Below are 21,547 nucleotides of genomic sequence, written 5' to 3'. Positions count from 1 at the left end.
GGTCAGGCCGCCACGATCGGGTCCGCACCGAAGCGATTCGGGCCCTCGGTGCCGCGCGAGCACATCCACACGAGCAGCAGGATGCCGCCGACGATCGGAATCAGCGCGATCAGCAGGAACCAGCCCGAACGGCCCGTATCGTGCAGCCGGCGCACGCTGACCGCGATGCTCGGAATGATCAGCGCCAGCGAAATCAGGCCGAGCACGACGAGCAGCAGCAGCGTGATCAGGCCCGCGTCTCGGCCCGCCGCGCCGATGACCTGCGCGACGATCGACAGCGCACAGGTCAGCAGCGCGAAATACCAGTATTCGGCACGGCGCGCACGGCCTTCGAATGTCGCGTATTTATTGAGTACGGCACGAACGGCTTCTGAAAAATTCATCTTATTACCCTCCTGTTTTATATTGACGACCCCGGAAACAACGCCGGAATTATATGTTTGAATTTCGACGGGCTCCATCAATTTTTCACATGCCGGGTGGTGCGCGCACCCGGCCGCATCGCCCGCCCGTACGGCACGGGAATGGCTGCAGCAGTGTAACGCGGGCCGCAGGCTTGCACGCCGCGTCATTTAAATAATCTTGAAGACCTGACAGAATCTACAGCCTGAGATAATCCAGCACTTGATTACACCCAAATGAAATCGGGTGCGATCGATAATCGGCGCACGTGTGCCGCATTCGATTAACCGGCCGTCATTACGCAGGCGTGCAAAGCGCGCTACCCTTCGCCATTCCCGAATCCGGTGAACCGCACCATGCTCCGTCATCCGTTCGTTCCGTCACTGTCGCTCGCCTGCGCGCTGGCAGCCGGCTGCGCGGGCACGCCGGCCCTGCCGCCCGGCGCGCAGGCGCCTGACGCGCCGCACCCCGGCACGATCGCGCTGCACCACGTGTGGAACGGGTCGACGCAAACCCTGCGCGCGCAGGATCTCCCCGCGCGCTTCATTTTCCGCTGCGTCGACGCGCGCGGCGAACCGTCGGAACGCGCCCGCGCGGCCTGGTGCGTGCCGGTCGTCGAGATCGAATCGGTGTCGGCCGATGCCGCCGGGCACCTGGTCGCGCCGGCCGACGCCGTCCAGATCGAAAGCACCACGTACGGGCCCGGCCACCTCTTCCTCGACCATACGCTCCTGATGCGCGACGGCCATCCGCCGTTCTAGCGCCCGTACGCGCCGATCACGTGCCTTCGCGGCCCCTGCCGGCCCGTAGCCTTGTTCGCTGCCAATAACGGGCCGGCGAACGTGCCTAGCCCGCCGCCGCCCGCTGCAGCGCGGCGAGATCGAGCTTCTTCATCGTCATCACCTGCGCCATCACGCGCTCGGCGCGCGCCGGATCGCCCGTCATCAGCGTGGACATCTGCACGGGCACGACCTGCCACGACACGCCGAAGCGGTCGCGCAGCCAGCCGCATTGCTGCGCGCGTTCGTCGCCCCCTTCGGACAGGCGCGACCAGTAGCGGTCGATTTCGTCCTGGTCCCGGCAGTTGACGACGAACGACACGGCCGGCGTGATCTGGAACACGGGGCCGCCGTTCAGCGCGAGAAACGCCTGCCCGTCGAGTTCGAACGCGACCGTCATCACCGCGCCCTCCGCGCTGCCGGATGCGTGTGCGCCGGCCTTGCCGTAGCGCGCGACGTGCACGATGCGGGCATCGTCGAACACCGACACGTAGAAGTTGGCGGCCGCTTCGGCGTCGCGGTCGAACCACAGGAAAGGCGTGATGCGTTGGATGCGCGGATTCATGGCGCTGCCTCCTCGATGTCGTGCCGGCACGGGTGCCGGTACTACATCGTAGGCGCTGTGCCCGCGCGCGGCGGCGCTCCGGTCCGCCCGGTCGTGCCACACGCGGCCGTCCAATAAAAAAAGGGGGCGATCTCTCGCCCCCTCTCGGTTCAGCGTACGGCCGTGGGGCCGTGCAGCGTCAGAACGCGACGAACGGCGCTGCGCCGCCGCTCGCGGTCTTGTCCATCCCGAAGTAGATCGTCCGGCCGTAGAACTGCGGCATGCCGAGGTCGAGCCATGCGGACGAGCCGAACGGGCCCGCGATGTCGTTGAACGCGAACGTCGACGAGTTCGAGAACAGCGAATCGGCGTTCATGAACGTGATCGGCACGGTGCCGGACGCACCGTTCTGGCCGGTCAGTGTCGCCGTGTAATTGACCGTGGCCGGCGGGCAGTAGAACTGCGTGTTCCGCGTGCACTGCGTTCCGTTCTTCGACGAATCGTTGAAGAAATACGCGTTCGAACCCGTATCGAAGAACGCGGTCACGTTGCTCCCGAGGAACGTCGCGTTGACGTCGCCCGTCGTGGTCGACGTCATCACGGTCTTCCCGGTCAGATCGGGCAGGCCGAACGTCAGCGTCCCGGTCGCGCTCGCCTGCCCGTTGCTCGAGATGCTCTGCATCGTCACGCTCACGCCGCTGCTGTCGGCGAAATGATGAACCGGGTTGGCCACCTGCTGCGCCACCGGCACGAGCGCGACCGTGCAGTTCGCGTTGTTGCCGTTCGGGCACGCGTAGTAGTTGTTGCTCGTCGAGGTCGACGTCGCGCAGGTCGTGCCGCAGTCGACCGGCGCCGGCCCGATGCCGAGAATCCCGTTCGCGCCGAGCGCGCTCGCCGAGTTGGCCGACGCACCGCCGTTCGTGCACGAACTCGGCACGTTCGTCGTGCCGAGGTCGCCGATGATCTGCACGGGCAGCGAACTCGCCTGCTCGGAGCCGATCGACAGGTCGACCGTGCGCACCGAGCCCCACGTGTAGCTCGATACGAACTTGCCGCACTCGGCGACCGGCGCGCCGCCGCTCGTCACCTGCGGCAGGCTGCCGAGCACGCCCGACACGGCGCTGCCGACGAGCCGCAGCCCGTAGGACGCGGTATCGACGAGCACGTTGTTGACCACCTGGCAGTTCGACGTGCCCGGCGCGCAGACCTGCACGCTGACGGTCGGGATGTTGATCACGTTCGCGACGCCGGTGCCGACCGTGATGGTGGCCGTGCTCCCGTTGTTGCCGCCGCCGCCGCCCGATCCACCCGAACCATTGCCGTTACCGGCGTTGTTGCCGCCGCCGCCGCCGTCGCCGCCGCCGCATGCCGTCACGAGTACGGCCGTCGCGGCCGCGAGGCCCAGCACGCCGAGCCAGCGCTTGAATGTACGATGAATGCTCAAGATCGCTCTCCCGCTGTCACTGGATGTCGTTGCCGGTCAGGCCGGCGGGCAGTGCGCTCGGCAGCCACGCCTGGCCCGAGAAGGCGCCCATGTGGCCGCCCGTCCGGATCACGAGGGCGCTCGTGTCGACGGATACCGGCGCGCGCCAGCCGCGCGCCTGGTGGGCCGCCTGAACGCCTGCGGTGTACTGCGGGAAATAGCTGCCGAGCAGCGACGCGAGATCCGGCATCGTCGGCCCGCGCCATGCGAGGCCGAACACGCTGCCTGCAGCCGACGTGTATTCGTGAATGACGGTGCCCGATCCGAGCGTGATTTCGCGGACGGTATAGGCGGCGGTACTCACCTGCACGCCGTCGGCCGAACGCATCGCGCGCTGCAATGCGCGCACGGTCGCGGCCTGATCGTCCGCCGGCGGCGACATCGGCGCACCGCCCAGTTCGGCGTGTGCGTGGACGGCCCACAGCACACCCGTTGCAGCCGTCGCGTGCGCGACGGCCCGGCCCAAGCGTTTCAGCTTCACATTCCCTCCCACGGGACTGGCTTCGTGGCAGGGTGTGCGGCCATCGTGCCCGCGCCGCCTGCCAACATATGAGTCGTATGAATGGCGCTTCGTTGCTGCTGACGCGTAGTATGCCTGCTGCCTGTGTCGACGTGTCAATTCGCCGCAGCCCGACCCGGCCGCGCGTAGGCGGCGGGCACGGGTAAACGTTGTGGAAACGGCGCGACGCATGCACCGCGCAGCCCCGCGAAACGGGGGCGCGCCGATGCAGGCGGCAGGGTCAGAAGCCCAGGCTGGCGAGCAGGTCGTCGACCTGCCCCTGATCCTGGACCACGTCGGATTTGCCTTCCGGCGCGATCTGCGGGCCGTTCAGCAGCGACACGGGGCTGCCGGTCGAGCTCATCTGCTCGGCGGCGAGCGCGGCCGCGGTCGCCGCGAACTGCTCGCGCCGCTCGGGCGCGATGTTCTCGACGAGCACCGTGAGGAGCTGCTGCTCGATCAGGTAGACCATGTCCATGATCTTCTTGATCACCTGCCCGGTCAGGTCCTGGAAATCCTGCGCGAGCATGATCTCGAGCAGTTGTGCGCTGGTCGCCGACGTCGATTCGGGCAGCGTGCGCAGGAACGTGCGCGTGTCGTCCATCAGCTCGCGCACTTCCGCGTGCTCGATCGGCGCCGCGTACCATTTTGCCCAGCGCGCATCGAGCGCCTCGGCCTCGTTCTGCATGCGCTCCTGCATCGGCTTCGCGAGCTCGATCGCATTCAGCACGCGCACGGCGGCCTGCTCGGTCATCGTCGCGACGTAGCGCAGCCGGTCGCGCGCATCGGGCACGGCTTCGGCCGCCTGCTCGACATGCTTGTCGAGCCCGAGCTCGCGCATCGAATCGCGCAGCGTGCGCGTGACATGGCCGATGCGCGCGAGGATGCGGTCGCTCGCGAAATCAGCGCCTTCTGGATGGCTGTCGGCGCTGAACCCCGCGCCGGCGAGCGCCGCATGGATCGGCTCGTTCACGTCAGCTCCCGGCCTTCGCCATCTTGTCGATGATCTTGTTCAGCTTCTCGTCGAGCGTCGCCGCCGTGAACGGTTTCACGACGTAGCCGCTCGCACCGGCCTGCGCCGCCGCGATGATGTTCTCCTTCTTCGACTCGGCCGTGACCATCAGCACCGGCAGGTGCGTGAGCGTCGCATCCGCGCGGATTTCCTTCAGCATCGCGAGGCCGTCGAGGTTCGGCATGTTCCAGTCCGAGATCACGAAGTCGTAGCCGCCGCCGCGCAGACGTGCGAGGCCGGCCAGGCCGTCCTCGGCCTCGTCGACGTTCGAGTAGCCCAGTTCCTTGAGCAGGTTGCGGACGATCCGGCGCATCGTCGGGAAATCGTCCACCACCAGGATTTTCATGCTCTTGTCCATCGTCGTTCCTTTCCAGATTCGTTTCCGTCGGGACGCGTATCGTGGCACGCGCCCCGTGACATTCCATTCAAACGCGCTGCACGCGGTCGCCCATCGTCGCCAGGCGCGCCATCACACGGCGGCTCATCTCGGCGAGCGGCACGATCTCGTCCGCGCCGCCGAGCGCGATCGCCTCGCGCGGCATCCCGAACACGATGCAGCTTGCTTCATCCTGCGCGAACGTGTGGGCGCCCGCGCGTTTCATTTCCAGCAGGCCGGCCGCGCCGTCGCGGCCCATCCCGGTCAGGATCACCCCGATCGCGTTCTTGCCCGCATGCGTCGCCGCCGAGCGGAACAGCACGTCGACCGACGGGCGGTGCCGGTTGACCGGCGGCTCGTCCGACAGTTGCGCAATATAGTTCGCTCCGCTTCTCGCAAGCAACAGGTGCGCGTGGCCCGGCGCGATATAGGCGTGGCCAGGCAGCACGCGCTCGCCGTGCTCGGCTTCCTTCACCGCGATCCGGCACAGGCCGTTCAGCCGTTGCGCGAACGATTTCGTGAAGCCCGGCGGCATGTGCTGCGCGATCAGCACGGCCGGCGCATCCGGCGGCAGCGGCGTCAGCACTTCGCGGATCGCCTCGGTGCCGCCCGTCGATGCGCCGATGATGATCAGCTTCTCGGTACTGACGAGCGGGTTGTTGAGCATCGGCGCGGCCGGCTGGCTGTCCGCCGCGCGTGCGACGGCCTGCGGCTGCGGCGCCTGGCGCACGCGCGCGCGCGACGCCGCGCGGATCTTGTCGGCGAGCTTTTCCGCGTAGTCGAGCATCCCGTCGCGAATCCCGACGCGCGGCTTGGTGACGAAGTCGACCGCACCGAGTTCGAGCGCGCGCAGCGTGATTTCCGAGCCGCGCTCGGTCAGCGACGACACCATCACGACCGGCATCGGCCGCAGGCGCATCAGCTTCTCGAGGAAGTCGAGCCCGTCCATGCGCGGCATTTCGACGTCGAGCGTGAGCACGTCGGGGTTGTGCTGCTTGATGAGCTCGCGCGCGACGAGCGGATCGGGCGCGGTCGCGCACACCGTCATGTCGGGCTGGCTGTTGATGATCTCGGTCATCAGGCTGCGGATCAGCGCCGAATCGTCGACGCACAATACTTTGATCTTCTGCACTGCGGTCATGCCTCCTGCTTTCTTGATAGGTTCGCCGCATACGGGCTGCCGGCCTGCGGGTTCGCTGCCCGTACGCCACCGGCGCCGCCCGGCGTCGCGCCGCGCGCGCCGAACAGCTCGATGCGCGGGCGTGCCGGCTGCGGCGCGGCCGGCCGTTTCGCCGCGAACAGCTCGACGTGCGGGCGCGGACGAGCTGCGCGCAGGCGGTCGGCCTCGCGCGCGAGCGCGGCTTCGCGCTCGGTCACACCCGGCACCTGCAGCCGCAGCTTTTTGACCATCGCACGGCCCGTGCGCGGCATGAACGCGACCTTGCGCGGATGAACGTCCTGCAAGTCTTCTGCGGTAATGCGGATGCGTTCGAGCGCCAGATAGCGGCGCACGAAATCGGCGTTGCGATCGCCGATGTTGATCGTCGTCATCCCGGCCAGCACGGCCGCGCCGCCAAACACCTTCGCCTCGAAGCGCTCGCGGCGCCCGCCGGCCTTGATCAGCTCGTTGATCAGCACTTCCATCGCGTACGCGCCGTAGCGCATCGAGTCGGACGCGGCTGCGCCCGCATCGGCGCCGTCGTCGGGCAGCATGAAGTGGTTCATCCCGCCGATGCCCGCGTACGGATCGTGAATGCACGCGGCGACGCACGAGCCGAGCACGGTCATCAGCACCATGTCCTCGGACGTCGTGTAGAACTCGTTCGGCAGCAGCTTCACGCCGGGAAGGCCGAAGTGGTTGTCGAAGTAGCGATTGGTCGCGATCGGCAGTGCGCTCATCCGCGCTCTCCAATGGCGGGCGCAGCGCCCGCAGCCCGCGCACGCACCGGCGACGGCATCGCGGCCGCCGCAGGCGCCTGCGCGCCACGCGGCCGCGTGCCCTGTGCGGCATCGCGGGTCAGTTCGTACACCGTCTGCCCGCGCAGCCGGAACGCCTGCGTAACGTACGTGAAGTTCTCCGAATGGCCGGCGAACAGCAGCCCGCCCGGCTTCACGAGCGGCTCGAAGCGCGACAGCACCTGCCCCTGCGTCGGCTTGTCGAAATAGATCATCACGTTGCGGCAGAAGATCGCGTCGAACGGCTTCGCGATCCCGTAATCCGCATCGGTCAGGTTCAGCTGCTCGAAGCGGATCATCGCGCGCAGCTCGGGGCGCACCTTCACGCGGCCGGCCTGCGCGCCCGTACCCTTCAGGAAGAAGCGCTTCAGCCGCTCCGGTGCCAGGTGCTTGACCTGGTCATACGTGTAGATGCCGGCCTCTGCCTTCGCGAGCACCTGCGTGTCGAGGTCGGTCGCGAGGATCGACGCGCCGCGCGCGGCCGATTCGCCGAGCGCCTCGATCAGCGTGATCGCGATCGAGTAAGGCTCCTCGCCGGTCGACGCCGCCGAACACCAGACCGATACCGGCGCCGGCCGCCCCTTCACGAAATCCGACAGGATCGGGAAATGGTGCGACTCGCGGAAGAACGCGGTCAGGTTCGTCGTCAGCGCATTGGTGAACGCTTCCCACTCGAGCGGATCGTCTTCCTGCTCGAGCAGGTCGAGGTAGTCGCGAAACGTGTCGAGGCCACGCGCCCGCAAGCGGCGCGCGAGACGGCTGTACGCCATGTCGCGCTTGTGCTCGGACAGCGAGATCCCCGCGCGTTGATGGATCAGCGCGCGAATGCGTGCGAAATCCGCGCCCGTGAACGCGAAGTCGCGCCCCGGCTCGCCCGCGCGAGGCGAGGCATCCGGTGCATCGGGTCGAAACGGCGCGCGCGCGTGCGGCATGGTTTAGAAGGTCTCCCAGTCGTCATCGGACGTGCCGGCCGTGGCCGGCGCCGGCTTCTCGCCGTTCAGCGCCGGGCGCACGAGTGCGGGCTTCGCGGCCGGCTTGTCGGCCGGTGCGGCGGTTTTCGCGAGACGCGGCCCGTAGCCACCCGCGGCGGTGCCGCGGGAAGCCGGCGCGTCCTTGTGCGCTTGCGCACCGGCATTGGCCGCGCGCTTCGGTTCGTGACCCGCGCCTGACACAGCTGCAGCCGCGGCACGCGGCGCCGGCGCCGCGCGCCGTGCCGGTTGGGCAGCGGCCTGCGGGGCCGGCAGCGCGGCGACCGGCGACGCGTCGAAACGCGGCTCCGACGTCAGCGCCGGCACGGCCGCCGATTCATGCGCGACCGGCCGCGCAACCCCGCGCGACGGCGCGAGCACGATGCCGCCCGACACGCGCCAGGCCGACACGACCGTCTTCATCTGGCGCGTCTGCTCCTCGAGCGACGCAGCCGCAGCGGCCGCCTGCTCGACGAGCGCCGCGTTCTGCTGCGTGACCGAATCCATCTGGCCGACCGCGCGGTTGACCTGCTCGATGCCGGTCGATTGTTCGTCCGACGCGGCGCTGATCTCGCCCATGATGTCGGTCACGCGGCGCACGGCCTGCACGATCTCGTCCATCGTCGAGCCCGCGCGTGCGACGAGCGCCGACCCGCTCTCGACCTTTTCGGACGAATCGCCGATCAGCTGCTTGATTTCCTTCGCGGCGCTCGCGCTGCGCTGCGCGAGCGAGCGCACCTCGCCCGCGACCACCGCGAAGCCGCGGCCCTGTTCGCCCGCGCGCGCGGCTTCGACCGCCGCGTTCAGCGCAAGGATGTTGGTCTGGAACGCGATGCCTTCGATCGTGCCGATGATGTCGACGACCTTGCCCGAGCTCGCCGCGATGTCATGCATCGTCGACACGACCTGGCCGACCACGTCGCCGCCCTGCGTCGCGATGTCCGACGCGTTCACCGCGAGCTGGCTGGCCTGCCGCGCGTTCTCCGCGTTCTGCCGCACGGTGCCCGTCAGCTGCTCCATGCTCGACGCGGTTTCCTGCAGCGACGCGGCCTGCTCTTCGGTCCGCTGCGACAGGTCGATGTTGCCGGTCGCGATCTCGCGCGCGCCGACGTCGATCGATTCGGTGCCGCGATGCACGGCCTGCACCATCGTCGTGACGGCGTCCTGCATCCGCTTGATGCCGCCGAACAGGCGGCCGATCTCGTTCGTGCTGAACACGTTCACCGGCTGCGTGAGGTCGCCGCCGGCAATGCGCTCGAAGTGCGCGATCGCGTCCTCGAGCGGCTGCACGATCAGCCCGCGCAGCACGAAGCGGATCGCGATCACGACGACGAACGCGATCGCGATGCCGGCCGCGATCAGCCCGATCATCAGCGAGATCTGCGATTGCGTCGTGGCCTGGCGATCTTCCGCGCGCTTCTGCAGCGACGCGACCACGGCCGACGCGGCCTGGTCGTACGCGACGAACATCGGGCTGATCTTGGTATCGGCGATCGCGTGGTACGCGGCCATGTCGCCCGCACGCGCGGCCGCGAACTCGGGCTCGACGCCTTCCTTCACGATCGTCGTGTAGCGCGCGGTCAGGTCGTCGACGAGCGCCTGCTCGACACCGAGCTTCGGCGTCGACTGGAACGCCTGCCAGTTCTGGTTCGACTTCGCGTACAGCTCCTGCGCGCGGTCGAGCACCTTGGCCGCGTCGGCCGTGTTGCCGGCTTCCGTCAGCGAACGGAAGCGGTCGAGCGACACGCGCGCGCGCAGCAGGTACGACGACGTGTCGTCGAGCGTATGAATCGCCGGCAGGTCGACGTGCGCGATCTCGTCGAGCGAGCGGCTCGCGTGATTCAGCGCGTACAGGCCGAGCCCGCCGACGGCTGCGGCCAGCGCCACGAGGATGAGTCCGACCGCCGTGAGGGTCGTGCGGATCGACCAGTTATGCAACATTGCAGATTCTCCCGAAATTCCTGCGCACGCGGCGCACTTACCCGCCGAGCGACTCGATCAGCGCCATTTCACGGCTCGACATCAGCTTCTCGATGTCCATCAGGATCAGCATCCGGCCGTCGACCGTGCCGAGCCCCGTCAGGTACTCGGTCGTCAGCGTCGCGCCGAATTCCGGCGCCGGCATGATCTGGTCGGTCTGCAGCGTCAGCACGTCCGACACGCCGTCGACCACCATCCCGACCACGCGATGCGCGACGTTCAGGATGATCACGACCGTCTGGTGGTCGTACTCGACGCGGCCGAGATGGAACTTGATCCGCATGTCGACGATCGGCACGATGATCCCGCGCAGGTTGATCACGCCCTTGATGAACTCCGGCGCGTTCGCGATGCGCGTGACGCTGTCGTAGCCGCGGATTTCCTGCACCTTCAGGATGTCGATCCCGTATTCCTCGTCGCCGAGCGTGAACACGAGGAATTCCTGGCCCGTCGCGTCGCCCTGCGCCGCGTCGCGGCGGCTCGTTGCCGCGTTCGCCGCGGCCGGATTGATCATTTGGACTTCAGCAGACACGTTTGCCCCCAATCAGTTGAATGGCGAGAGTCATCAGAACATCGCGAGCTCGGCGCCGGCACGGGCGCCGTGCGTCGCACGGGTTTCACGGTTCAGCGCCGCGACGTCGACGATCAGCGCGACACTGCCGTCGCCGAGGATGGTCGCTGCCGAGATGCCGTGCACCTTGCGGTAATTGGTTTCGAGGTTCTTCACGACCACCTGCTGCTGGCCGACCAGTTCGTCGATCAGCATCGCGAAGCGGCGCCCCTCGGTTTCCATGATCGTGACGATCCCCTGCGTCGGGTCGGTGCGCGCGTCGTCGACCGAGAACACCTCGTGCAGCGCGACGAGCGGCAGGTATTCGCCGCGCACGCGCACCACGCGCTCGCCGTTGCCGACCGTGTAGATATCGTCGTTCGACGGCTGCAGCGACTCCATCACGAAGTTCAGCGGCAGGATGAAGATCTCGTTGCCGACCTTCACCGACATCCCGTCGAGGATCGCGAGCGTGAGCGGCAGCACGATCCGCGTGGTCGTGCCGCGCCCGGCCTGCGACGAGATCTCGACGTGGCCGCCCATCGACTGGATGTTGCGCTTCACGACGTCCATCCCGACACCGCGGCCCGACACGTCGGTCACCGTCTCGGCGGTCGAGAAGCCCGGCGCGAAGATCAGCTGCCAGACTTCGTCGTCGCTGATGTTGTCGGACACCTGCATGCCCTGTTTCGCGGCCTTCGCGAGAATGCGTTCGCGGTTCAGGCCCGCGCCGTCGTCGCTCACCTCGATCACGATGTTGCCGCCGTGATGCGCGGCCGACAGCACGAGCTGGCCGACCGCGTCCTTGCCGGCGGCGACGCGCTTGTCGACGGTCTCGATCCCGTGGTCGAGGCTGTTGCGCACGAGGTGGGTGAGCGGATCGATGATCCGTTCGATCAGGCTCTTGTCGAGCTCGGTCGCCTGGCCGAACGTGACGAGCTCGACCTGTTTGCCGAGCTTGCCGGCGAGGTCGCGCACGAGCCGCGGGAAGCGGCTGAACACGTAGTCCATCGGCATCATGCGGATCGACATCACGGCTTCCTGCAGGTCGCGCGCGTTGCGCTCGAGCTGCGCCATCCCGTTGAACAGGCGGTCGTGCAGCGCCGGATCGAACGCGCTCGCCGTTTCCGCGAGCATCGCCTGCGTGATCACGAGTTCGCCGACCAGGTTGATCAGCTGATCGACCTTCTCGACGCCCACGCGGATCGAGCTGCCTTCGGCGCCCGATGCGGCCGCGGCGGCCGGGCGCGCACGCTTGTCGTCATGATGCGCGGCGGCCTGCGGTGCGTGGTCGGCGTGCGCAGGCTGGGGCGGCTGCTGCGCTTGCGCGACGGCGGCGGCCGGCTCGGCGGGCGCCGGTGCCGGTGCCGGTGCGGCCGGTTGCGGTGCCGCGGCCTGCGGCGCGAATACCTCGACGCGCGCCGGTTGCGCGGCGGCGGCCGGTTCTGCAGCCGGTGCCGCGGCTTCTTGCGCGGCAGCCGGGGCGGCCGGCGCCGTGCCGTGCGCGACGCGGATCTGGCTTTCGTCGATCACGAAGCAGCACACGGCGACGATGTCGTCGGACGGCACGTCCGATTCGACCCACAGCGTCAGGTCCGCGCCCGCTTGCTCGCGGCCCACGATCCGGCCGAGGTTGCCGAGTTCTTCGGTCAGCAGTTCCTGGTCCTTCGCGTCGACGCCCACGAGCGTGATCTTCAGGTGCGGGCCGCCTTCGTCCGCGCCGGCATCGCCCGCCGGATGCGCAGCCGCGACGGCCTGCTCGATCACGTGGTCGGGCGCACGATCGTCGCCGGCGGCCGGTTCCGCGACCGGAGCGGCTGCCGCCGCGACCGGCGCCGCAGGCGCAGCCGCTGCCGGCGCACCCGCGCCGCTCTCGGCCTTCAGCCGTTCGAGCTTCGCGCAGATCGTCGCGGCGGCTGCCGCGTCCGGTTCGGCGCTTGCGCGGTAGTCGACGAGCTGGTCGGACAACACGTCCTTGGTCTCGAGGAACGCGTCGACCATTTCCTTGGTCAGCGTCAGCTCATGGTTGCGCGCGCGGTCGAGCAGCGATTCGAGGATGTGCGTCGTATCGGTCAGCGCGGAAAAGCCGAACGTCGCGGCGCCGCCCTTGATCGAATGCGCGGCACGGAAGATCGCGGCCAGATCCTCGGGGTCGGGCGAGCCGACGTCGAGGTTCAGCAGCAACTGCTCCATCTGCGCGAGCAGCTCGTCCGCTTCGTCGAAAAATGTCTGGTAGAACTGAGTGATGTCGAGAGTCATGCCCGGTCCCGGGTTGAATGCGTCGCGTGAATGTCAGGAGGCGGCCGGCTCGGACAGCGTCGCGACCAGGTCGACCAGCACGGCGGGGTCGATCGGCTTCTCGATCCAGCCGGTCGCACCCGCGTCGCGCGCGGCGTCCTTGAACGCGTCGCTGCCTTCCGTCGTCAGCACGAGGATCGGTGTTTCGGTATAGGCGGTGAGCTTGCGCAGCGCGGCGATCACTTCGAGCCCGCTCTTGCGCGGCATGTTCTGGTCGGTCAGCACCAGGTCGTACGGCACGGTGGCCGCCAGGTCGAAGCCGGCCTCGCCGTCCGGCGCCACCGTCACGTCGTAGCCGGCCTGCACCAGCGTTGCCTGGAGCAGCGCACGCATGGTCGCGGAGTCGTCGATGGCGAGAATGGTTCGGATCATGTCTGTCTCGGAATCTTGTAAACGTCAGGGTTTCGGCACGGCGACGGCGGACGCCGCGAGCGCCGGACGCGCGGCCGGCGCCGGGCCGGCCAGCTGCTGCGCGAGCTGCTGCGAGCCGGCCGCATCGGCCGACAGCGTCGTGGTCGTCGCATCGTCGCGCATCAGCGCCTCTTCGGATTTGCGGTTCAGCACGATCACGCTGATCCGGCGGTTTTCCGGATCGAGCGGGTCGGCCTTGTTCAGGTTCTGCGTCGACGCGAGGCCGAGCACGCGCAGCACTTTCGCCTCGTCCATGCCGCCGGAGATCAGCTCGCGGCGCGACGCGTTCGCGCGGTCGGCCGACAGTTCCCAGTTGCTGTAGCCGCCCTCGCCGCCCGCGTACGGCACGGCGTCGGTGTGGCCCTGGACGATGATCCGGTTCGGCACGTCGTTCAGCGTCTTGCCGATCTCGCGCAGGATGTCGCGCATGTACGGCTCGACGTTGTCGCTCGACATCGCGAACATCGGCCGCTTCTGCGTATCGACGATCTCGATGCGCAGCCCCATCAGCGTGGAATCGATGCGGATTTGCTGCTTGAACTGGCGCAGCGTCGGGTTGGCCTCGATCGCGGCCATCAGCTTGATCTGCAGGTCGTGCAGGCGCGCCTGCTCGAGCCGGTCCTGCGCGCCCTGCGCCTGCGACCGGGAATTCTCGTCGCCCATTTTCGCGAGGCGTTCGGCGAGCTGCGTCGTGCCGTCGGTGCGGCGCAGCGTGCCGGCGTCGACGCTCGACAGGTCGCGGCCGCCGCCGTTGATGATGCTGGAATCCTGCGAGCTGCGGTCGCCGCTGCCGAACAGCGCGGCCTTCAGCGGCGTGTTGAAGTATTCGGCGATCCCCTTCAGCTGCACCGGCGTGACCGAGCTCAGCAGCCACATCAGCAGGAAGAACGCCATCATCGCGGTCATGAAGTCCGCGTACGCGAGTTTCCATGCGCCGCCGTGGTGGCCCTTCTTCGCCGGGGCCACCCGCTTGACGACGATTGCGCGATCCTTGCTCTTGCTCATCGGGCGCTCCGCGTCACTTCGCCTTCACGCGGCGCACGTGCTCTTCGAGCTCCGAAAACGACGGGCGCTCGGTCGAGAACAGCACCTTGCGGCCGAACTCGACCGCAATCGCCGGCGCATAGCCGTTCAGCGTCGCGAGGATCGTCACCTTGATGCACTGGAACATCTTGGTCGACTCGGCGACGCGCTGCTCCGCGAGGCTCGCGAGCGGCCCGATCAGCCCGTACGACAGCAGGATCCCGAGGAACGTGCCGACCAGCGCCTGCGCGATCATCGCGCCGAGCACCGCGGGCGGCTTGTCGGCGGACGCCATCGTGTGCACGACGCCCATCACGGCCGCGACGATGCCGAACGCCGGCATCGCGTCGCCGACGCGCATCAATGCGTGCGCCGGGCCTTCGCCTTCCGCGTGGTGCGTCTCGATCTCCTCGTCCATCAGGCTCTCGATCTCGAACGCGTTCATGTTGCCGCCCACCATCAGGCGCAGGTAGTCGGTCAGGAATTCGACGATGTGGTGATCGGCGAGGATCTTCGGGTATTGCGTGAAGATCGGGCTCTTTTCCGGATCGTCGATGTCGGCCTCGAGCGTGAGCGTGCCTTCCTTGCGTGCCTTCGCGAGCAGCACGTAAAGAAGCGCCATCAGCTCCATGTAGACATCCTTCGTGTATTTCGAGCCCTTGAAGAGCGTCGGCAGCACGCGCAGCGTGGCCTTGATGGTCTTGCCGCCGTTGCCGAGGATGAACGCGCCGACGCCGGCGCCCACGATCATCAGGATCTCGACGGGCTGGATCAAGGCGCCCAGATGCCCGCCTGCCAGCGCATAACCGCCGAAGACGGACAACAGCGTCACGAGAGTTCCCACGATAATCAGCACTGCCTGTCCCTCACGAATGACCGGCGGGGAGACCGCCGTTAAACAGGTTTACGGCAGTCGGCAGGAAAACTTTCGCGGCCGCCCGGCGGCGGCCCGACGGTGTTTACCAGCAATTCATAGACGATTCGCGCCGCCCGGCGCGACCGCCCGCGCCCCGCCCAGCCCTGCCCGGCCCGGCGCTCAGGCCGCGACGGCGGCCAGTTCGGCGCGCGCGGCGGCGGCCTTGCGAGTCTTGCCCGCACGCGACGGCGGCTGGCAGAGGCCGCAGACGAAACCTTGATGCGGATCATGCGCATGCGCGACGAAATGGCCGCCGCAGCGCGTGCACGGGGTCATCTGCAGCATCCCCGAATCGAAGAAGCGCACGAGCGTCCACGCGCGCGTGAGGCTCAGCGCGGCCTCGTCGCCGGACAGGTTCACGTGCTCCTGGTAGAGCCGGTATGCCTTCACGATCGACTGGATCGGCTCGCAACGGCCGTGGTCCTGCATGAACCGGTAGATGTTGTAGAACAGCGACGAGTGGATGTTCGGCTGCCACGTCATGAACCAGTCGGTCGAGAACGGCAGCATCCCCTTCGGCGGCGACACGCCCTTCAGTTCCTTGTACAGCTTGATCAGACGGTCCCGCGACAGGCTCGTCTCCGCTTCCAGCAACTGCAGCCGGGCGCCCAGTTCGATCAGTTCGATGGCGAGGGTGATTTCCTTCACCTCGATCACGACGCTTTTGCTTGCCATGGTGATAACCGTCCGCTTGACGTTATTCGGATGGATGGCCAATACGCTGCCCACCGGCGCGGTACGCCGGGACTCAACGCAAGGCGGATGATGGATTAGCGGACGCCTTCGACTTGCTGCCCGGCCATCAGGATGGCCGAGTGGGCGTGCGCGACGACGTCGCTGCGGCCCTTGTCGGCAAGCGACGACAGCAGCGCGTGATCATCGAAGCGGAAGCGGCACAGCATCTGGTTCGACGCGGCGAGTTTCACGGTCTGCGCGAGCGTGAGGTTCCCCAGCACATCGGCCAGTTCCTGGGAAATTCCCATGCGGAACATGCCCATCGCCTTGTCTTCCCGCAGCAGGCGTTGCGCGAGGAGGAGGTACGACAGGTTGACCTCTTTGATCTCACTGAGCATTTCGCTGGTAGCGCTCATGATTCCCCCGTTAAAGAGCTTTGCTTTGGCCATTCGTGTTATGAAAACGTTTGCTCGGTCAGGGCGCTCTTGGCGCTCAGCCGGCTCGTTTATAGTCTTACAGGGCGAATTTTGGCCAAACGGCATTTATGCCGGTATCAGCGAAGTGGCGTATGCCGCGCAGGATTTATCTGTAAACCGTGTAGGAATTTTTCCGACAAGGCGAATTGAAAGGGAGAGCGGTAAAGCGAGGAGTACAGCGCGGATCCGCGGCAATGAAGCCAATCGCCATTGCACACTGGCAAAAAGCTCGCCGGCAAGGCTGCCGACAATCGGATCGGTAAAAATTATAGTGCTTTTTCACAATGACGCAACAATAGTTGCGTCTATCACCATTCCTGTTTCCATGCCCTTTTTCTCGGGGTATTCGCGTATTTCATCGTGTAACAAGCCTTAAGTGTTTGAAAAAACACTCGAACCCCTCATGGCGATATCGATAATGGACTGCAATGGGCGGCGGCGCGAGCCGTGCCGGCCCGCCCCGCAGCTTGCCGTCCGGCGCCCCGCGCACCCCGCCCAGGGCACGGCCACGTACCGCCAACCGCGTACGTCGGCGAGTTCCGCAACCTTGCACGGGATCCGCATCGGCACCACCGTGCCCCCGGATCAAACAGGAGAACACCCATGCGAATTGCCCAGATCGCGCCGCTTTACGAAGCCGTTCCGCCGAAACTCTACGGCGGCACCGAGCGTGTCGTGTCCTACCTCACCGAGGCGCTCGTCGAACTCGGCCACGACGTGACGCTGTTCGCCAGCGGCGACTCCGTCACGTCGGCGCGTCTCGAGGCGGCGTGGCCGCGCGCGCTGCGGCTCGATCCGTCGATCCGCGATTCGATGGCACCCCATATGCGTCTCCTCGAGCAGGTCGCCCGGGTCGCGCACGAATTCGACGTGCTGCACTTCCACCTCGACTACCTGCCGTTCTCGCTGATGTCGCGCCTCGATACGCCGTACGTGACGACGTTGCACGGCCGCCTCGACCTGCCGGAACTGCAGCCGGTGTTCGACGCGTTCCCCGACGCGCCGGTCGTGTCGATCTCGAACAACCAGCGCAAGCCGCTGCCGCAGGCCGCGTGGGCCGGCACCGTGTACCACGGGCTGCCCGACACGCTGCTCACGCCGCAGCCGGGCGTGAAGCCCGAATACCTCGCGTTCCTCGGCCGGATCTGCCCGGAAAAGCGCGTCGACACCGCCATCCGGATCGCCGCGCAAAGCGGGCTGCCGCTGAAGATCGCCGCGAAGGTCGACAAGGCCGACGCCGACTATTTCAAGGAAGTGATCGAGCCGCTGCTCGGCGAGGCGCACGTCGAGTTCATCGGCGAGATCAACGAGGCGCAGAAGCCCGCGTTCCTGTCCGGCGCGAAGGCGCTGCTGTTCCCGATCGACTGGCCGGAGCCGTTCGGCCTCGTGATGATCGAGGCGATGGCCTGCGGCACGCCGGTCGTCGCATTCAACCGGGGCTCGGTGCCGGAAGTGATCGAGGACGGCGTAACGGGCTTCATCGTCGAGGACGTGCAGGGTGCGGTCGGCGCGCTGCACCGGATCGACAGCCTGTCGCGCACCGCCATCCGCGAACGTTTCGACACGCGCTTCAGCTCGAAGGCAATGGCGCAGCGTTATGTCGAAACTTACGAATCGCTTTGCACCGGAACCCGGCAACCGGCATTGCGCCGGGTCGCCGGCGCCTGACACGGAAATCCGCGAGGAAATATTCCGTAATCAAATCCGCGCCGAAATCGGCGCACCAAACAAAAGAGCCGCATCGAGATGCGGCTCTTTTGTTTGGGTTTTCGGTCATTCGATCTGGAAACGATCGCGGTTTTTACCGACGATCCAATTCGGCGGCTTGCCACGCCCGCTCCACGTCGCGCCCGACTTCGGGTCGCGGTATTTCGGCGGCAGCGGCGCCTTCTTCGGCGGGCGCCCGCGCTTCGCTCGCTCCGCGAAGCCCAGATCCTGGGCAGTCAGTCCATATTCGGCAATCTTTTGCTGGACTTCGGCGATCACCGCCGCCACTTCCTGGCGGCGCACATCATCCGCCTGGGCCTGCAGATCTGCGATCTGCGCCTTGAGTTTCGCGTATTGAGACATTTTTCGACTCCCCTTTTGATGATGCGGCCCCGGCGAATCCGGCCGGGACACCAACATCCGTTACGCCATCCGCACTGCCGCCCTGCCCTTCGAAATTAATGCTGTCATCTTTAACCGATTCGGCTATATCGAGAATGCGGACTTATTCTAATAAAAGGCATTCGTCAGCCATTCAAATTTAACAATCGTTGACCCTCCCCCACCCGATTCATTTCCTATAATCCAGACCAAATCCCGGTGACGGTTTAAATCCGTCGTGTCGTCCGGTCGTCTCCATTCCACTTGAACTTGAACGAGGTCCTTACATGAATCTTTCTCAGCGTCTCGCTGCAGAGGCATTCGGCACGTTCTGGCTGGTGCTCGGCGGGTGCGGAAGCGCCGTGCTGGCTGCCGCCTTTCCGGGCCTCGGCATCGGCTTTGCCGGCGTCGCACTTGCCTTCGGCCTGACTGTGCTGACGATGGCATTCGCAATTGGCCACATTTCGGGCTGCCACCTGAACCCCGCGGTGAGCGTCGGCCTGACGGTCGCCGGCCGCTTCCCCGCCCGCGATCTCGTGCCGTACATCGTCGCGCAGGTTGTCGGCGCGACGCTCGGCGCATTCGTGCTGTACCTGATCGCGACCGGCAAGCCGGGCTTCGACGTCGTCGGCAGCGGCTTCGCGACGAACGGTTTCGGCGAACGCTCGCCCGGCCACTACGCACTCGGCGCGGCGTTCATTTGCGAAGTCGTGATGACGGGCTTCTTCCTGTTCGTGATCCTGGGCGCCACCGACAAGCGCGCACCGGCCGGCTTTGCGCCGATCGCGATCGGCCTTTGCCTGACGCTGATTCACCTGGTCTCGATTCCGGTCACCAACACGTCGGTGAATCCGGCCCGCTCGACCGGCCCCGCCCTGTTCGTGGGCGGCGAAGCGATCGGTCAGCTCTGGCTGTTCTGGGTGGCGCCGATCATCGGCGCGGTACTCGCCGGGATCATCTACCCGCTGGTCGCGGGGCGTGACAACGCCGTCGACCTGCTGCCGGCATCCGCTCGCACAAGCGAATAAATCACTACGGGGTCAAGCGAGCAGAGCAGCGAGCCTCACGCTGTCCAAGAAGATCGAGGCAGGCAATTTCGACGGGCGCCACTGGCGCCCGTTTTTCATTTCCGTCCGGGCTGGACGCTCAGGATGCGGCGGCGCTGCCTTCGAGCGAGAACAGCGTGCGCAGGTGGCGGGCGACGCCCGCGTCGAAGTTGTTGCCGATCCGCGGGATGTGCGGCAACCGCGCGACCAGATCGGGGTTCGCGTTGTTCATCATGAACGCGTGGCCGGCGGTTTCGAGCAGGTCGATATCGTTCATGTTGTCGCCGAACGCGATGCAGTGGCCGGTGTCGACGCCGAGCCGCGCGAGCACCGAGCGCAGCGCGCGGCCCTTCGACACGTTCGCGGTCATCACTTCGAGGCAGTCGGGCAACGAATACGTGACGTACAGTGCATCGCCGAAACGCACGCGCATCTGCTCGGCGACGACCGCCAGATCGGCCGGATCGCCGATGTACAGCACCTTCGCGATATCCGTGCCGTCGTGCGCGGCCATGTCGATCACGTCGTAACGGAAGCCCGAATCCTGGTGGAATTCGAGCAGGTGCGGCGCATCGCGGTCGATCAGCCAGCCCTGGTCGGTGAACAGGTTGACGATCACGCGTCCGTGCGCGCCGACGATGTCCGGCTGCACGAGGCCACGGACGATTGCCGGATCGATGTCCTGCGCGTGGATCGTCGTGTCGTCCGGCGCATGCACGCGTGCGCCGTTCGACGTGATCAGGTACGGCCGGATGCCGAGCACGTCGCGAATGCCGGCGACGTCCGCGTAATGGCGCCCGGTGGCGATCACGAACTGCAGGCCGTCACGGTCGAGCCGGCGGACGGTGTCGATCGTGTACGGGTCGAGCTGGTGGTCGCTGTTCAGCAAGGTACCGTCGAGATCGGTGGCGATGACTTTGTACATGGGACGGAAGAAGGGCGCTCAGGGCTCTGTGGAACGACCATTTTAACGTCGTGCCCGGTTGCCCGCCGGACGGTTCCCGGTCGATCGCCGCCGTCGGTCCGGTTTCGCTGCGCCTTCGACCGCCCTCAAACACCCTCAAGCGCCCTCAAGCGCCTTCAAGCCCCCTCAAACACCCTCAAGCGCCTTCAGTTGCCTTCAGTTGCCTTCCGCCGCGCGCAGCGCCTGCAGCGCGAGCCGCAGCGCGCCGTGCGCCGAATCGTCGAGCGGCGCACGCAGCCGGGCGGCATGGCGCGCCGGCACGGCCGGGGCAAGAGCGTCCGCCAATCCGCCGCACAGCGCAACCGGCAGCGCCTGCTGCGGATCGAGCGCGTCGATCATCTTGCCGATCTCGTCGCCCGCCTGCGCGATCAGCGCGCCCGCGACCGGATGCGAACGGTGCGCGAACACGATCGGCGCGAGGCGCGCGTAGATCGTCTGGTTCGCATCGCACGACCACTGGACGAGCGCGTCGCGATCCTGTGCGCCCGTCTCCGCGAGCAACGCGTTGGCGAACGCATCGCGCGGTACGCGGCCGTCGAGCGCCTGCTGTGCATATGCGAGTGCGCGCACGCCGAGCCATGCACCGCTCGCCTCGTCGCCGGACGGAAAGCCGAAGCCACCCGCGATCCGGCAGGCGCCGGCCGCATCGAGCGCCGCCGCGATGCTGCCGGTGCCGAGCGCGACGATGAGCCCCGGCGCGCCGCCGTGCGCGCCGACGACAGTCGTATACGCGTCGCTCTCGACCGCGAGCGCGCCGAGCGGGGCCTGCGCGCGGAACGCGGCGAGCCACGCCGCATTGTTGACGCCAGCGAGCCCGCAGCCGAGCGCGCACTGCGGCCAGTCGAATGCAAGACCTGCCTGGTTGAACGCGTCCGCGCAGGCCGAGCCGATCGATGCCCACGCGCGCTCGATGCCGAGCCCGAGCCCCGACGGGCCGCCGCGCCCCTGCGCAAGCTCGCGCCCGTGCCGGTCGGCCAGCACCGCGCGTGTGCCCGTGCCGCCACCGTCGATGCCGATCGCAAAAAGTAATGCCGCCATGCCTTCATCCCGCTGATTCGAACAGGGGCCAAGCTTAACCGGATCGGCGCCGCACGCCCATCT

The 21,547-nt window shown here is 67.1% G+C and carries 23 protein-coding genes; 3 read left to right on the top strand and 20 right to left on the bottom strand.

The features are described 5' to 3' along the window. Positions 1 to 2: 2 nt before the first annotated feature. Positions 3 to 383: a DUF805 domain-containing protein gene (locus ACPTTF_RS00980; protein ID WP_166963762.1), complete on the bottom strand. Its 381-nt coding sequence runs from the start codon at positions 381 to 383 to the stop codon at positions 3 to 5. 375 nt (positions 384 to 758) lie between these two features. On the opposite strand from ACPTTF_RS00980, the gene ACPTTF_RS00975 reads away from it, so the two are divergent. Then, positions 759 to 1,163 carry a hypothetical protein gene (locus tag ACPTTF_RS00975; RefSeq protein ID WP_423370031.1) on the top strand — a complete coding sequence of 135 codons (405 nt, stop codon included), beginning with the start codon at positions 759 to 761 and terminating at the stop codon, positions 1,161 to 1,163. Between the two features lie 85 nt (positions 1,164 to 1,248). Here the strand turns inward: ACPTTF_RS00975 and ACPTTF_RS00970 are convergent, their stop codons facing one another. The 16 genes from ACPTTF_RS00970 to flhD all read right to left on the bottom strand — a co-directional run bounded on the left by ACPTTF_RS00970 (position 1,249) and on the right by flhD (position 16,288). Then, positions 1,249 to 1,746: a VOC family protein gene (locus tag ACPTTF_RS00970; RefSeq protein WP_166963766.1), complete on the bottom strand. Its 498-nt coding sequence runs from the start codon at positions 1,744 to 1,746 to the stop codon at positions 1,249 to 1,251. A 178-nt stretch (positions 1,747 to 1,924) separates the two neighbouring features. Then, entirely contained in the window at positions 1,925 to 3,169 is a 1,245-nt protein-coding gene (locus ACPTTF_RS00965) for a DUF3443 family protein (protein ID WP_423370030.1), read from the bottom strand. A 16-nt stretch (positions 3,170 to 3,185) separates the two neighbouring features. Then, the gene (locus tag ACPTTF_RS00960; protein WP_423370029.1) at positions 3,186 to 3,689 is read right to left on the bottom strand and encodes a DUF2844 domain-containing protein; all 504 of its coding nucleotides are present in this window, start codon (positions 3,687 to 3,689) and stop codon (positions 3,186 to 3,188) included. Between the two features lie 259 nt (positions 3,690 to 3,948). Then, a complete protein-coding gene (cheZ, locus tag ACPTTF_RS00955; protein WP_423370028.1) occupies positions 3,949 to 4,680 on the bottom strand; it encodes a protein phosphatase CheZ in 732 nt (243 codons plus the stop codon). 1 nt (position 4,681) lies between these two features. Beyond that, positions 4,682 to 5,077: a chemotaxis response regulator CheY gene (cheY, locus tag ACPTTF_RS00950; RefSeq protein ID WP_006485893.1), complete on the bottom strand. Its 396-nt coding sequence runs from the start codon at positions 5,075 to 5,077 to the stop codon at positions 4,682 to 4,684. Between the two features lie 67 nt (positions 5,078 to 5,144). After that, on the bottom strand, positions 5,145 to 6,236 hold the full coding sequence (locus ACPTTF_RS00945) for a protein-glutamate methylesterase/protein-glutamine glutaminase (protein WP_166963774.1): 1,092 nt from the start codon (positions 6,234 to 6,236) through the stop codon (positions 5,145 to 5,147). Beyond that, positions 6,233 to 6,994 carry a chemoreceptor glutamine deamidase CheD gene (gene cheD / locus ACPTTF_RS00940; protein ID WP_166963776.1) on the bottom strand — a complete coding sequence of 254 codons (762 nt, stop codon included), beginning with the start codon at positions 6,992 to 6,994 and terminating at the stop codon, positions 6,233 to 6,235. The genes ACPTTF_RS00945 and cheD overlap by 4 nt, the downstream gene beginning before the upstream one ends. Then, positions 6,991 to 7,983, bottom strand: coding sequence for a CheR family methyltransferase (locus tag ACPTTF_RS00935; protein ID WP_166963778.1), 993 nt, complete (start codon positions 7,981 to 7,983; stop codon positions 6,991 to 6,993). Before ACPTTF_RS00935 ends, cheD begins: the two co-directional genes overlap by 4 nt. Positions 7,984 to 7,986: 3 nt before the next feature. Then, a complete protein-coding gene (locus ACPTTF_RS00930; RefSeq protein WP_166963780.1) occupies positions 7,987 to 9,960 on the bottom strand; it encodes a methyl-accepting chemotaxis protein in 1,974 nt (657 codons plus the stop codon). Between the two features lie 37 nt (positions 9,961 to 9,997). Further along, positions 9,998 to 10,513 (bottom strand): chemotaxis protein CheW, encoded by a 516-nt coding sequence (gene cheW / locus ACPTTF_RS00925; RefSeq protein WP_166963782.1) that lies wholly within the window; start codon positions 10,511 to 10,513, stop codon positions 9,998 to 10,000. 51 nt (positions 10,514 to 10,564) lie between these two features. After that, positions 10,565 to 12,808, bottom strand: coding sequence for a chemotaxis protein CheA (cheA, locus tag ACPTTF_RS00920; protein WP_423370027.1), 2,244 nt, complete (start codon positions 12,806 to 12,808; stop codon positions 10,565 to 10,567). A 33-nt stretch (positions 12,809 to 12,841) separates the two neighbouring features. After that, on the bottom strand, positions 12,842 to 13,219 hold the full coding sequence (locus ACPTTF_RS00915; RefSeq protein ID WP_166963786.1) for a response regulator: 378 nt from the start codon (positions 13,217 to 13,219) through the stop codon (positions 12,842 to 12,844). Positions 13,220 to 13,243: 24 nt separating this feature from the next. Next, entirely contained in the window at positions 13,244 to 14,263 is a 1,020-nt protein-coding gene (gene motB / locus ACPTTF_RS00910; RefSeq protein WP_166963788.1) for a flagellar motor protein MotB, read from the bottom strand. A 13-nt stretch (positions 14,264 to 14,276) separates the two neighbouring features. Continuing rightward, positions 14,277 to 15,137, bottom strand: a complete 861-nt coding sequence (motA, locus tag ACPTTF_RS00905; RefSeq protein ID WP_011350592.1) for a flagellar motor stator protein MotA — start codon at positions 15,135 to 15,137, stop codon at positions 14,277 to 14,279. A gap of 180 nt (positions 15,138 to 15,317) precedes the next feature. Next, positions 15,318 to 15,872 carry a flagellar transcriptional regulator FlhC gene (flhC, locus tag ACPTTF_RS00900; protein WP_423370026.1) on the bottom strand — a complete coding sequence of 185 codons (555 nt, stop codon included), beginning with the start codon at positions 15,870 to 15,872 and terminating at the stop codon, positions 15,318 to 15,320. A gap of 95 nt (positions 15,873 to 15,967) precedes the next feature. After that, positions 15,968 to 16,288, bottom strand: a complete 321-nt coding sequence (gene flhD / locus ACPTTF_RS00895; RefSeq protein WP_027788649.1) for a flagellar transcriptional regulator FlhD — start codon at positions 16,286 to 16,288, stop codon at positions 15,968 to 15,970. A 663-nt stretch (positions 16,289 to 16,951) separates the two neighbouring features. Between flhD and ACPTTF_RS00890 the strand changes: the two genes are divergently transcribed. Then, positions 16,952 to 18,016, top strand: coding sequence for a glycosyltransferase family 4 protein (locus tag ACPTTF_RS00890; RefSeq protein ID WP_166963793.1), 1,065 nt, complete (start codon positions 16,952 to 16,954; stop codon positions 18,014 to 18,016). Between the two features lie 105 nt (positions 18,017 to 18,121). Here the strand turns inward: ACPTTF_RS00890 and ACPTTF_RS00885 are convergent, their stop codons facing one another. After that, positions 18,122 to 18,418, bottom strand: coding sequence for an H-NS histone family protein (locus ACPTTF_RS00885; protein ID WP_166963795.1), 297 nt, complete (start codon positions 18,416 to 18,418; stop codon positions 18,122 to 18,124). 305 nt (positions 18,419 to 18,723) lie between these two features. Here ACPTTF_RS00885 and aqpZ point away from each other — a divergent pair, with 305 nt between their 5' ends. After that, positions 18,724 to 19,464, top strand: a complete 741-nt coding sequence (aqpZ, locus tag ACPTTF_RS00880) for an aquaporin Z (protein ID WP_166963797.1) — start codon at positions 18,724 to 18,726, stop codon at positions 19,462 to 19,464. 118 nt (positions 19,465 to 19,582) lie between these two features. Here aqpZ and ACPTTF_RS00875 read toward each other — a convergent pair whose 3' ends face one another. Next, on the bottom strand, positions 19,583 to 20,407 hold the full coding sequence (locus ACPTTF_RS00875) for a Cof-type HAD-IIB family hydrolase (RefSeq protein ID WP_166963799.1): 825 nt from the start codon (positions 20,405 to 20,407) through the stop codon (positions 19,583 to 19,585). A 195-nt stretch (positions 20,408 to 20,602) separates the two neighbouring features. Continuing rightward, the gene (locus ACPTTF_RS00870; RefSeq protein ID WP_423370025.1) at positions 20,603 to 21,484 is read right to left on the bottom strand and encodes a BadF/BadG/BcrA/BcrD ATPase family protein; all 882 of its coding nucleotides are present in this window, start codon (positions 21,482 to 21,484) and stop codon (positions 20,603 to 20,605) included. Positions 21,485 to 21,547: the final 63 nt, after the last annotated feature.

It is taken from the genome of Burkholderia crassaminum, assembly GCF_964265005.1.
Taxonomy (GTDB): Bacteria; Pseudomonadota; Gammaproteobacteria; order Burkholderiales; family Burkholderiaceae; genus Burkholderia.
Note: the sequence above shows the minus strand (reverse complement) of the source record. Positions and strands in the feature narration are given on the sequence as shown.